Origin of the sequence: Rivularia sp. PCC 7116 (assembly GCF_000316665.1) — a bacterium.
Classification (GTDB): domain Bacteria; phylum Cyanobacteriota; class Cyanobacteriia; order Cyanobacteriales; family Nostocaceae; genus Rivularia.
The window spans coordinates 886,082-899,398 of record NC_019678.1 but is presented as its reverse complement, the minus strand read 5'-3'; the positions used below and the strand labels follow the sequence as shown (position 1 = coordinate 899,398).

The 13,317-nt window shown below is 37.3% G+C and carries 12 protein-coding genes; 11 read left to right on the top strand and 1 reads right to left on the bottom strand.

What is annotated here, in order from left to right; genetic code table 11:
• The first annotated feature begins 6 nt into the window (after positions 1–6).
• The 3 genes from RIV7116_RS03435 (at position 7) to RIV7116_RS03425 (ending at position 2,749) form a co-directional block, all read left to right on the top strand.
• Complete coding sequence (locus RIV7116_RS03435; protein ID WP_015116878.1) at positions 7–765, top strand: HAD family hydrolase; 759 nt, start codon at positions 7–9, stop codon at positions 763–765.
• Positions 766–933: 168 nt separating this feature from the next.
• Positions 934–1,986: a histidinol-phosphate transaminase gene (gene hisC, locus RIV7116_RS03430; RefSeq protein WP_015116876.1), complete on the top strand. Its 1,053-nt coding sequence runs from the start codon at positions 934–936 to the stop codon at positions 1,984–1,986.
• 322 nt (positions 1,987–2,308) lie between these two features.
• On the top strand, positions 2,309–2,749 hold the full coding sequence (locus tag RIV7116_RS03425; protein ID WP_044290735.1) for a hypothetical protein: 441 nt from the start codon (positions 2,309–2,311) through the stop codon (positions 2,747–2,749).
• A 122-nt stretch (positions 2,750–2,871) separates the two neighbouring features.
• Here the strand turns inward: RIV7116_RS03425 and RIV7116_RS03420 are convergent, their stop codons facing one another.
• A complete protein-coding gene (locus RIV7116_RS03420; RefSeq protein ID WP_015116873.1) occupies positions 2,872–3,276 on the bottom strand; it encodes a thiol-disulfide oxidoreductase DCC family protein in 405 nt (134 codons plus the stop codon).
• Between the two features lie 218 nt (positions 3,277–3,494).
• On the opposite strand from RIV7116_RS03420, the gene dps reads away from it, so the two are divergent.
• From dps to RIV7116_RS03385, 8 genes are all read left to right on the top strand, one after another.
• A complete protein-coding gene (gene dps / locus RIV7116_RS03415; protein ID WP_015116872.1) occupies positions 3,495–4,052 on the top strand; it encodes a DNA starvation/stationary phase protection protein Dps in 558 nt (185 codons plus the stop codon).
• A gap of 436 nt (positions 4,053–4,488) precedes the next feature.
• Positions 4,489–5,205, top strand: coding sequence for a pirin family protein (locus tag RIV7116_RS03410; RefSeq protein WP_015116871.1), 717 nt, complete (start codon positions 4,489–4,491; stop codon positions 5,203–5,205).
• A gap of 651 nt (positions 5,206–5,856) precedes the next feature.
• Entirely contained in the window at positions 5,857–7,182 is a 1,326-nt protein-coding gene (locus tag RIV7116_RS03405; RefSeq protein WP_015116870.1) for an efflux RND transporter periplasmic adaptor subunit, read from the top strand.
• Positions 7,183–7,562: 380 nt separating this feature from the next.
• A complete protein-coding gene (locus tag RIV7116_RS03400; protein ID WP_015116869.1) occupies positions 7,563–10,736 on the top strand; it encodes an efflux RND transporter permease subunit in 3,174 nt (1,057 codons plus the stop codon).
• 788 nt (positions 10,737–11,524) lie between these two features.
• Positions 11,525–11,929 (top strand): hypothetical protein, encoded by a 405-nt coding sequence (locus tag RIV7116_RS36310; RefSeq protein ID WP_052330787.1) that lies wholly within the window; start codon positions 11,525–11,527, stop codon positions 11,927–11,929.
• A complete protein-coding gene (locus RIV7116_RS36305; RefSeq protein WP_371261612.1) occupies positions 11,820–12,098 on the top strand; it encodes a sulfite exporter TauE/SafE family protein in 279 nt (92 codons plus the stop codon). The genes RIV7116_RS36310 and RIV7116_RS36305 overlap by 110 nt, the downstream gene beginning before the upstream one ends.
• A gap of 10 nt (positions 12,099–12,108) precedes the next feature.
• Complete coding sequence (locus RIV7116_RS03390; RefSeq protein WP_015116868.1) at positions 12,109–12,312, top strand: hypothetical protein; 204 nt, start codon at positions 12,109–12,111, stop codon at positions 12,310–12,312.
• A 360-nt stretch (positions 12,313–12,672) separates the two neighbouring features.
• Positions 12,673–13,314, top strand: a complete 642-nt coding sequence (locus tag RIV7116_RS03385; RefSeq protein ID WP_015116866.1) for a bacterial microcompartment protein — start codon at positions 12,673–12,675, stop codon at positions 13,312–13,314.
• The last annotated feature ends 3 nt before the right edge of the window (positions 13,315–13,317 follow it).

Below are 13,317 nucleotides of genomic sequence, written 5' to 3'. Positions count from 1 at the left end.
TCTCTGATGTCGCGTCACCCTAAGAATCAAATTTACTTTAATTTAATTCTTGAAAAATATGATATTTTTTATCTGTCATTAGATATCAATCACCGAATGCTGAATTATCAATTCAAAATGTTAGCGACTGACTATGATGGGACAATCGCAACAAAAGGTAGAATAACAAATAATGTTGAAAATGCGTTATTAGAAGCAAAGCAAGCAGGATTTTTAATCAGTATCGTGACGGGAAGAGGATTCCATGATTTATTGCGAATATGTCCCCAGATTAAAATATTCGATTTGATAATTGTAGAAAATGGCGCAGTTTTATATTTACCATTTCAAGATAAAATCGAGCCATTAGCTAATAAGCCACCAATAGAATTTATTGCTCAATTGATGCGGCATGATATACCATTTCATCAAAATATAATTATGGCTACGGTTCGTCTTAAGTTTGTTGAAAGAGTTAATGCTTTAATTGATGAATTCAAATTTCCCCTACATGTAATATGTCATAAAGATTATGGTTTAATCTTGCCTACAGGAACAAACAAAGCCAAAGGTTTAGAAAAATCATTATTTCATTTAAATATTCAAAGTAATCAAGTGATTGCTGTTGGTGATGCATCAAATGATTTAGATTTTTTAGATTATTGCGGGTTTAAAGTAGCCGTAGCAAATGCTGAAGATGCAGTCAAAGCAAAAGCTGATTGGATAGCGACTAAAGAAGAAGGTGAGGGTGTGGTTGAGTTTATTCGAGAATATTTACTTGTTTAAACTAATCAGCACGAACAAACAGCTAAACTTATTGAGTTAATTTTTTAACCAAACGTTGCCATTCTTTTCCACTGTAATCATCAAATAAATTGGCAGTCCATTGGGGACTGTATTCATGCATAATTTATTTATCGGCAATTTTCATTTTACTGATAACTGATAACTGAAATGACTAGCTTTTTCCGTGCTGAAGTTGATGCAATGACTGGCTATATTCCTGGGGAACAGCCGAAATCGGATAGTAAAATTATTAAGCTTAACAGCAACGAAAATCCTTATCCTCCTTCCCCAAAGGTGAAAGATGTATTGCAAGACTTTGATTGGGAATGGTTGCGACGATATCCAGATTCATCTGCTACCAATTTTCGCAATGCTGTTAGCGAAGTTTTAAATGTTCCTGCCGACTGGATTATTGTTGGTAATGGTAGCGATGAAGTGCTGAATCTAGTCATTCGAGCTTGTACTGATGCTGATAGAAAAGTAGTTTATCCTATGCCTACTTACGTGCTTTACCGCACCTTAGTCGAAATGCAGCCAGCCCAGACAGTAGAAATTGATTATCCCGCAGACTACAAATTACCGATAGAAGAATTAGTTCAAGTGGATGGCGCGGTAACATTTATAGCTACTCCTAACAGCCCATCCGGACATGTTGTACCAGTAGAAGATTTACGAGAATTAGCAACAAGACTATCTGGTGTATTGGTAATTGATGAAGCTTATTGTGATTTTGCTTCTAGTGATGCTTTATCTGTAGTTAAAGAGTTTGATAATGTCATTTCTATTCGTACTCTATCGAAGGGATATTCTCTTGCCGGTATAAGATTAGGTTTCGGAGTTGCCAATCCAAAATTATTACAGGGTTTATATAAAATTAAAGATAGCTACAATATTGATGCTATTGCCTGCGCTATCGGTGCTGCTGTCATGCGCGACCAAGATTATAAAAATAGTTGTGCCGAAAAAGTTAGAATATCGAGGAACAAACTATCGGTAGATTTGGAAAAGTTAGGTTTTAAAGTTTGGGATTCTCAGACTAATTTTTTATTAGTGCAGCCTACAAAAGGAAATGCCGAACATTTATATTTCAAGCTCAAAGAACAAGGTATTTTGATTCGATATTTTAAACAGGAAGGGTTAGAAGATAAGTTGCGAATTGCTGTAGGTACCGATGAAGAGAATACAATTTTAGTTAAAGCTTTGAGTGAATTGATACAATAAAATTTAAATTTAAAATTTTGTGATTAATTTTGCATAATAAGTATCATGAGCCTCAATAGTTTATCTTTATGGGCTCAAATTGTACAGATTTTAGCGATCGCAGGATTTGCTAATTTTTACTATCTACGATTTAACAGAATTATTCCCAGGTGGATTTTCCTTTTAGCTCATTAATATCAAAATAAAAAGTAGGATTTTATCGTTGCTTTAATCTAAAGAGGCTTGATAAGCTGAAACACTAATAAGGTAAGCGTTTTGGCGTTTACAAAATAATCGTAACCTTCTTTACATTAGCCTCTAGATTACAAAGGGGAGTATTTTCGTGAACGCATCTGAGATGGCAACAAATCTGGAATTTGCTAGCAAGATTGCTGCGGTGGTTAATTTGTTCAAATTTGAGTTTCCCGATGCCAAGTCCGATCTTAAACCTTGGAGAAGTGACGAACAAACAATGGAATTAGTCGATCCAGACTCCATTGATATTGGTTTTCACTTTCCCGGTGTCAGTAAATCTTGGCAAAGTCGTAGTATCTTGACTCAAATACGTTTTTATGAAGATCCCATTAACGGTTTACGTCGTGCAATTGGTGTAGAAGTCGCTGGGTTCGATCATCGGGGAGAGCAATGGCGACTTTCTACGGTAGACAACTGGCGTATTGTTGGTAATCTTGAACCTTCTGAAGAAAAACAAAACAAATTAAAGGACTTTTGTCGGCAAATTTTGGAAGTTTTTAACAGCAAATCAGAAATTAAAAACGATTAGGGAATTGGGAATTGGGAATTGGGCATTGGGCATGGGAAAATTGGTAATAGGTAATGGGTAATGGGTAAGATAAATCTTTTCTAGCCCCTCTAGCCGCTCTGCCCAATCTTCCCCCTTTCAATTCAGGCTTTGCAATTACCATCGCTACAATAGTTTGACTTATATGTACTGTCGCGCTTGCCAAAAATTGTGTAGCGGTTGTCGCGGATTTGTTCGTAGAATCTATCCCCAGCCCATTTTAATCCTGGTAGAGCGCGATAGGCATCAACAAAAATACTGCCCGCAGGTAGTAAACGCCCGATTTCTTCTGCTGCTGCACTACCCTGCCAGCGTTTTTTTGGTTGATCTGAATCTATTAAAATCATCCCTAATTCACAATCAGTTGATGTAATATTCCACTTTTGCAGCGTCTGCCCATCTTGCATGGGGATATAGCTAAACATTTTACCTTTATCTAAATTTTCTAAAACTTGTACTAAGGTGACGCAAAGATTGCAGTTGCCGTCGTAGATAACTTGATAGTTCATAGGATTAAACAGATAGTTGTAAATAAATATTAAATGCTGTTCTAATTTTAAAATGCGTTGTGCAGCAAAATACCTTGCCTCATAACTTTTATAAGTATTTATTCTATCTATCGGTAGAAAGTATTGCTTGTTGAATAACTCAGCCGATAGAGAGTGTTGAGAAATAAATATGTGCTTGTAAAGTATGTATATGCCTGTCCGAAGAGAGATACACAATAATGAGCGACACAAACGGAAAACTCGCATCACGTCTTTATCCATCTCATATTGATATTCCTGCTGATGTAAGAAGCCAAGTTGTAACACTTCTAAATAAAACCTTGGCAGCAACAGCAGATTTGAAAAGTCAAGTCAAACAAGCACACTGGAACGTAAAAGGAGCTGATTTTTATCAGCTTCACGAAATGTTTGACGAAATTGCGGCTGAAGTAGAAGAGTATATTGATATGGTAGCCGAACGTGTTACCGCTTTGGCTGGATATGCTTGTGGTACAGTCCGCATGGCTGCTGCTGATTCCATATTGCCCGAATATCCTACCGATATTTTGGATGGCAAGGAACATGTAACTGCTTTGGTTGAGCGTTTTGCAGCATATGCTAAGCATTTGAGAGAAGCTATTGACAAAACTGACGAACTCAACGATCAAGATACCAACGACCTTTACGTTGAAATTTCTCGCACCATTGACAAGAGACTTTGGTTCTTAGAAGCTCATATTCAAGTTTCTGAAGTCAAAACAGATGGTATGGTCAAAGAAAAAGTTAGCATTAACTAATTTTTGTTAATTGCTGATTTTGATTTGCTGTAACGTTCTGAAAATATTTTTATAAATAGCGAACCCGGTTTAATAAAAAACCGGGTTTTTAAATATTAATATATTCAAAATTATTGATAATTGTCATAGTAACTTTTTGGTGAGTACCCCACTTTTAAGTACCTACTTTTCATTTGATGGATACATACTCTAACATTAAATAGTAGCAACTTAATAGATAAGCTTAAATTTTAAAATTTTTCAAAGCAAGTAGAAAAAAGAGAAAGTAGGGTGAATAATTCCTAGCTTTTAATTTTTAACTCTTGTAGAGACGTAAAACTGATATATATCTACAATTTGTAATTCAGAATCTAGCTTGAAAAGTTTGAGAGGAAGAAAATCTATATTTACAATTTTCCGCAAAATATAAAATCCAAAATTAAAGTGAGGCAAATCAATGGCTCAAGCTACTAAAACCCATCTTATTCATGACAGAAATGCTCGCGGCAGAACTCAAATGGGCTGGCTCGATAGTTTTCATAGCTTTTCTTTCGGTGGTTTTTATGACCCAAATCGTTTAGGATTTCGCTCTTTACGAGTCATAAATGACGATAGTGTTATCGGAGGGGCTGGCTTTCCGACTCACGGGCATCGTGATATGGAAATCCTTACCTACGTTTTGGATGGAGCCTTAGAACATAAAGATAGTTTGGGAACGGGTTCGGTGATTCGTCCCGGTGAAGCACAAATTATGAGTGCTGGAACTGGTATCATGCACAGCGAGTTTAATCATTCTCAATCAGAACCAGTTCACTTTCTGCAAATTTGGATTCTTCCAGATAAGAAAAATCTAAAACCTCGATACGAACAAAAAGCTTTTTCTATTGAAGAAAGAACCGGTAAATTACGTTTAATTGCCGCACATGATGCTAGAGATGGTGCTGTAAAAGTATATCAAGATGTAGATTTATATACTTCAATTTTGCAGCCCGGAGACAATATTAGTTATCACGCTCAACCCAATCGTCACACTTGGTTGCAAATTGCGAAAGGCGTTGTAAATCTAAATGGTGAAGAATTAAGAGCCGGTGATGGAGTGCAAATGAGTGGCGAAACACAATTAGAGATGACAACAGATGTAGGAGGAGAAATCTTACTGTTTGATTTGGGTTAATTAGAATTTAGACTAAGGTCAAAATTCAAGTCAAATCAATCATTCAAATAAATTGTATGGTGCATGAACTCAGGTTGATGCACCTTTTTTATCTAATAAAGCTATTTAATTTAATAACTCAAGACATTCTTCGTGTATTACCCTCAAACTTGACTTAATCGAATATCTCAAATTCACGAACTTTTTACATATCATAAATATTCAAATATTACAACTATCTGAAGAATGCACTTATGTATAATCCTTGACTCTGAAAATATTCTACAAAATGTAAGCAAAATAAGAATATTTTCTGCAACAATAAAAAAAGACATCTATAAAAGTGTATTGTAAATTATTAGTATTATTCACCTTTGGGTAGAGTAAGCATTTTAGATTCTGGGTGTATATTGGATTGAGCTATATAAAAATACGCATAAGTGCTAAGCCTATATTGTAAGTTAGGTGATTTATGCTATTGGCTTTGTGAAATAACGAATTAATATAATTTGTATTGAATCTGAGTAAGGCGATCCCTTGTGGAAGGTAAAAAATCTGTAAATTAGTAAATATTCTTTTCGTTTAAAAACAAAAATCAAGAATTTAACTATAAAGAATATACTTTAAGCTTCATTTACGGATTGATTTCTTTGTGTAATTCCGTAGTAAATCATGACATCTCTACCACCAGAAAATGTAATTGCAGAAGACGAAAATCAACTAGAAAAACCTCCCGAACCACCTCGTAAAAAACGATGGTGGTTTTGGTTATTGCTTGCCCTGCTTCTGTTAGGAGGTGGTGGTTTTGCGGCGTTTCGTATGATATCTGGAGGAGAGCAAAAACCAGCAGCACAAAACCCTGAAGCTAGAAAAATACCGGTAAAACTAGCTACGGTAGCAGAAGGGATAATTGAAGATAGAGATGAATACATCGCCAGATTGGAATCGCGACGTTCGGTTACTCTCCAGCCTCAAACACAAGGGAGAATCAATAAGATTTTGGTTAATTCTGGAGATAAAGTACAAGCTGGCAATCCGATAATGCAGATTGATTCGAGGCAACAACAAGCAGCAGTTAACAGTGTAGATGCAGCAGCACAAGCCGCTCGCTCTGAATTACAAAACGCGATCGCGACTTTAAAATCTTTGCAAGCTGAGAAATTGTCTAATGTTGCCGATGTAAATTTGAATCAGCAGGAATATGAAAGATATACGAGTTTGGCAGCCCAAGGAGCAGTATCGCAACAAACTAGGCAGCAGTATGTGAATAGGCTTGCTACAGCAAAAGCGAGGTTGAATGCAATTGATGCTCAAATTCAAGCGCAACAAGCTTCCATTAATCGAGCCGAAAAAGCATTAAAACAAGCTCAAGCAAATACCAAACAGCAACAAGTCCAGCTTCAATACTATACAGTTTCCGCTCCAATTGCCGGACAAGTTGGCGACTTGCTAGTCAAGCTTGGCGATGTCGTTAATACATCTTCGCAGCTAACTACTATTACTCAAAATAATCCTTTGCAAGTTGAAATATCGGTACCCCAAGAGCGTGCGGCAGAATTACGTAAAGGAATGCCTATAGAGTTAGTTGATAATCAAGGGAAAATTTTGGGCAGGAGTCAAGTCTTTTTCATCTCTCCTAACGTTAATCAAAATACTCAATCAATACTGGTTAAAGCATTGTTTGAGAACCAAAATAATCAATTAAGAGCAGACGAATACGTTCGCGCCAGAGTAATTTGGCAGCGCCGCCCTGGTGTATTAATTCCAGCAACCGCAGTGGTGCGTTTAGCTGGAGAAACTTTTGTATATGTTGCCAAAAAGCCCGATTCATCATTAGAAAATCCAGATTTCATCGCAAAACAGAAGCGCGTTAAATTAGGTAATATCCGGGGTAATAATTATCAAGTTTTAGAAGGCTTAATGCAGGGAGAAAGAATTATTGTTTCCGGCATTTTGAATTTAAGAGATGGAGCGCAGATAATTCCAGATTCTAAATGATTTGGGCATGGAAAAGTGGACATTTGGCATTGGGATTTGGAAGTAATGAGTTATTAATTATTGATGCTAGTTTTTAAACTATTCAATATTGATGTTTGATATTATTAATCTTCGCTTTTTACTTGTATTCTTATCCAGCACAATCAAAAACTGTTAATTATGAGACTTTTTTTGAATATGTCTATAACTGCAATATCAAACCTAATAGCATCACTAAATTGAGATTAAGTATTGAAATTAAATCGCACTCTGAAAAATTAAAATCAGTAATTATCTATAAAAATCAAGACATAACTAATTAGTTACCTCCAGCTTTTAACTATACATAATGCCCAATTACCAATTACCAATTACCAATTACCAACTCCTAACTATTTATCATGTTTGCTGACTTTTTTATTAAGCGACCTGTTTTTACTAGCGTTTGCGCGATTATTGTTCTGTTGGTAGGAGCAATCAGTATTCCCACACTACCTACGGCAAGGTATCCGCAGATTAGTCCAACTCAAATTAATGTTACTGCTAACTATGTTGGTGCTAACGCCGAAGTAGTCGAAAAAACTGTAACTACGGTTTTAGAGCAGCAGTTAAATGGTGTGGAAGGCTTGAAGTATATGTCTTCGAGCAGTAGTAACAGCGGTACCAGTTCTATTCGAGTTACTTTTGATGCTTCGCGAAATAAAGATATTGCTGCGGTTGACGTACAAAATCGGGTTTCTCTAGCCGAACCTCAGTTACCCGAAGCCGTACAAAGGACGGGGGTTGTTGTTAGTAAAGAGTCGAGCAATATTCTCTTGGCAATGGGGCTTTATAGTCAAAACCAAGAATTTAATAACGTATTTTTAAGTAATTACGCTGACCTTTATATAAGAGATAATTTACAGAAAATCGATGGTGTCAGTCGAGCGCAAATCTTCGGGGAACGCCGTTATGCAATGCGCTTGTGGCTCGATCCAAATCGTCTGGCAAGTCGTAATTTAACTGCTCAAGATGTAATTAATGCTCTCAATGAGCAAAACGTGCAAGTGGGTGCCGGACAACTCGGACAGCAGCCGACACCACCAAATCAAATGTATCAAATTGATTTGCGCGCTGTGAGTAGACTGCAAAAGGTTGAGGAGTTTGAAGATATTATCGTCAGCGCTGGGGAAAATGGCGTTTTAATCAAATTGAAGGATGTAGGAAGGGCGGAGTTAGGAGCAGAAAATTATAATTCGTTTTTAAGATTTAAAGGCAATGAAGGGGTAGGTATTGGCATATTCCCCACTCCTGGAAGTAATGCTTTGGAAGTCGCTGCTGCTGTGAAAGCAGAAATGGCTAATTTAGCAAAAGATTTTCCTCCCGGAATGCAGTACCAAGTTGCGTTTGACACCACTGCTTTTGTCGAAGAATCGCTTTCGGAAGTTATCAAAACGCTTTTATTAGCTATTGGTTTAGTTGTTTTAGTAATCTTTATTTTCTTGCAGGATTGGCGAACAACGGTAGTTCCAGTTGTGACTATTCCTTTAGCATTAATTGGTACTTTTGGTTTTGTTAAGCTTTTCGGGTTTTCGATTAACACTTTAACTTTATTCGGTTTAACCTTAGCAACGGGGATGGTAGTTGATGATGCGATTGTTGTTGTAGAAGATATTTCTCGCTTGATTAATCAAAAGGAAATGTCGCCCAAAAAAGCTGCTTCGGCTGCAATGCGCGAACTGACTGGAGCCGTAATTGCAACTTCTTTGGTTTTGATGGCGGTATTTGTCCCCGTAGCATTCTTTCCCGGTTCCACCGGCAAAATTTACCGACAGTTTGCACTGACAATTGCCTTTGCTGTAGTAATTTCGACTTTCTTAGCCTTAACTTTGACTCCTGCTTTATCAGGATTATTATTCAGAAGAAAAACTAGCAGTGGTGGTTTTCTCAATAAGATTTTTGATGCTGTTAACTGGTTTCTGGATTCGTTGCGGGATGGCTATTCATTTCTATTACAACGTTTGACACACCTCAAATTTTTAGTATTAGTTGTATTTGCCGCCTTATTAGTAACTACTGGTTGGCTTTATACTATAGTTCCTCAAGCTTTTTTACCAGAAGAAGACCAAGGTTATTTTATTACGATTATTCAGGGACCAGAAGGAGTTTCGCTTAACTACACGAGTCAGGTGATGCAAAAGGTAGAACAGCAAATCTTAGAATTACCGGAAGTGGTAGGTACTTTTGCTATTGGGGGTTTTGGTTTTAGCGGTAGCACTGCTAATAGCGGCGTAATTTTTACCACTTTGAAACCTTGGGGAGAAAGAACTGGAGAAGGGCAGTCGTCTCAAGAAATTATTGGTAGATTAATGCAACAGTTTGGTGGCATTACCGATGCCAGAGTTTTAGCCGTTAATCCTCCATCAATTCAAGGATTAGGTAGTTTTAGCGGTTTTCAGTTTCAGTTGCAGGATAGAAGAGGAAACAGCAGCTTGGATGTAATGCTGCAAGAAATGGGAGAATTAATCGGAGCAGCAAGTCAAAGAGAAGAAATAGCAGGAGCTTTCAGTACTTTTTCGGCGAACATGCCGCAATTGTTAATTGAAGTTAATCGTAATAGAGCCAAAGCTTTGCAGGTAGATATCGACGATATTTTTAGTACTTTACAGACTTATATCGGTTCTAGATACGTCAACGATTTTAATTTGGAACAGCGGACTTATCGAGTTTACGTACAAGCGGATGCTCAATATCGTTCCAATCCTGAAGATATCGGTCAATTGTACGTCCGCTCTCAGAATAATCAAATGATTCCCATGAGTAACTTAGTGAAAGTTACCTCGACTACCGGAGCGCAAACTATTAACCATTACAACCTGTATCGTTCAATTGAAATCAACGGACAAACAGCACCCGGTTACAGTTCCGGAGAAGCTTTAGAGGCAATGGAAGAAGTTGCACAAGAAGTTTTACCGAGAAGTTTTGGTTACGAATGGGCTGGAATATCAGCCGAAGAAAAGGAATCGGGAGGGCAAGCTCCGTTAATTTTTGGTTTGGGACTTGTTTTTGTATTCTTAGTATTAGCAGCGCAATACGAAAACTATATTGACCCTTTAATTATTATGCTTTCAGTTCCCTTAGCTATTTTGGGAGCGCTATCGGCACAGTATTTAAGAGGTTTAGAAAATGATGTATTCTGTCAAGTTGGTTTGGTAATGTTGATTGGTTTGGCTTCTAAAAATGCGATTTTAATTGTAGAATTTGCCAATCAATTGAGAGAAGAAGGGCTTTCAATCAACAAAGCAGCAGTTAGAGCAGCGCAAGAAAGATTGCGACCAATTTTAATGACAGCATTGTCAACTTTATTGGGAATTTTTCCTTTATTAATTGCAAAGGGTGCGGGTGCTGGCAGCCGTCAATCTTTAGGTACTGCTGTATTTGGAGGAATGTTTGTTGCGACGTTTCTAAGTTTGTTTGTGGTACCTGTTTTATATATTGTAATTGTGTCCTTACGAGAGCAATTGTTACCTTCTAAAAGAGAAAAAGAAATGGAATTTGTGGAAGAAAACAGTCAAGTTCCGGCAACTCGGGAATAGGACATTGGGCATGGGTAATTGTTTTTCTCCTTAATTAAAACTATTTATTACTAAAGCAAATTTTGCATTCATAATATTGAAAAAAATTTAGTATTGTTAAGCAATTTAAATCTTTATCAAAAAGATGTTCATTTGCTATGCCGTTTCTGAAATGATTTACCAAAGTACGCACAACCTTTAGCAAAAAGCCCTCAGACTGTAAGTCTAGGGCTAATATTACGAAGCCCACGTTAGCGAAGCGTGTCCCACAGGACATAGGTGGGCTTTGTTAGTATAGCCGCACCCATAAGCGGGTATCGGGTAAAATATTTGTTCAAAATTGGGATGCTCCCCTATTATCTGCATTGTATTAGGAATACTTGCTGATTGGCTCCATCGCACCGGAGTTGCTGCAAGCAATTCATCCGAAATGATTTCACAATGAATATTTAAATTATTTATGACAAAGTGGTGCGGTTAAGAAGCATATTTCTGTAATTGAATTATTATTACGAATAATCAATAAATCGATGCATCTCTTATCTTCTATTTATCCAGCTTTTTGCTGGCAACAGGTTAAAGAAGATTTGATAAGACTGACAGCAGTTATATATGAAATTTTGTTACGAGTGTGTAAGTTCTACAAACAAGTATTTACCGCTTTCTGTTTTACTGTCAATAATGGTTTTGTGGAACATAAAACCTGCTTTTGCTCCCAACTGCATATGGAAGTGAATTAGTTCAGGGAATTGTTCGCGAAAACTTGACACCAAACTTAGTAATCGCAGGATTGGGAATCGCATTTTTGTTTGGAGCAGCGCATAAAGACAGCACCTGGGCATGGCAAAACAATCGTAACAGGCAATATATTGAGTTCAGTTACAACTATTGCTCATACCGCTAGTATCTTTACATTAGGGCTTTTAGCACTACTAGCTTCTCAATATATAGTCACCGAACAACTGTATCCCGTTCTCAGTTTTTTAAGCGGCTTTACTATTTGTGGTGTAGGTTTTTGGCTATTAGCAAGCCGACTTAAAAATCAGTCCAAGCATAATCACCATTCTTTAGAGGAATCTATTACTCTACGCTCTCTAATCGCGATTGGTATTGCCGGAGGAATTACAACCATGTCCATCAGCGCTTGTTTTACTGCTCAGTGCCGTCGCTTTGCATCAAGCAGTCTACGGAATGCTGTTGATAATTGCTTTTAGTTTGGGATTGGCTTTGGTACTGGTGAGTTTAGGGCTTTTAGCAATCTATGCCTATCAATGGCTAAAGCGTTTTTCTTTCATTGGAAAACTACAAAAAAAACTTAGTGTTATCAGCGCAATACTAATTATTGCAACTGGTTTTTTGCTAAGTGCATCTGCTGTAAATTGAGGTTAAATTCATGAAAAGAACTTTCTTTATTGTTTTACTAGCTATCTTCTTCACTTTCGATATCTTTTTTGCTATTTCCACAGCTGTAGCGGAGAATATTAAAAGTTCGTCTGATGTAGAAATTCTACGTCCGAGCGAAACTTCAGATGTAGTTTTTACAGATATTAATCGTAATAATAGCCAAAACGAATCGGGACTATTAATGCATAATTAATCGTCTCATAAAAGGGATAATTACTAATTCCTAATTTCAAGTAAAGAAAATCATATTGTGTTTCTTGCGTTTTTATTCCTAACATTAAGTAACACACCGTTCTTAACTAGTCATCATAAAATTCAGACAATACTATCATCGGTTTGGTAATAAAGATTTTCTCTAGGGAAACTTGAATGAATTTACCAGACCGATATTATTTATGAAAAATTACAACTAAATCTTATTCCTTGCTACTTGCTACCCGCTACTCATTCTTAACTGATAACTGATAACTGCTAACTGTTCACTGTTAACCGCATTATGGTAGTTTAAATCTAAATAATAAATATTTCTTATCCTTATGGCTGGAGCGGAATCTTGGGTGTAGAACTACGCAGTTATGTATATCTCGATAATTTGCAACCTCAACATGCAGCATATATGGGAACGGTAGCCCAAGGTTTTTTACCACTGCCTGGAGATACTTCCTTATGGATTGAAATCTCTCCCGGTATAGAAATTAATCGAATTACCGATGTCGCCTTAAAATCAGCCTCGGTACGTCCTGGTGTACAGATGGTAGAAAGGCTGTATGGCTTGCTAGAAGTGCATTCTAGCTCCCAAGGTGAAACTAGAACCGCAGGACAAGCTATTTTAGCGGCTTTAGGAGTTAAAAGAGATGAAGGGCTTAAACCCCGCGTGGTTTCGAGTCAAATTATTCGTAATGTTGATGCTTATCAAACACAGCTGATCAATCGCACCCGACGAGGACAAATGTTATTAGCGGGACAAACTTTGTATGTATTGGAAGTTGAACCTGCTGCTTTTGCTGCACTAGCGGCAAACGAAGCCGAGAAGGCTGCCGCGATAAATATCCTGGCTGTAAATGCTGTAGGTAGTTTTGGCAGACTTTATTTAGGAGGACAAGAACAGGATATACTTGCAGGTGCAGATGGAGCATTAGCGGCGATTGAAAACGTATCTGGTAGGGTACGTTCTCAAGGTAAGCGTCAGGAGTAAAGG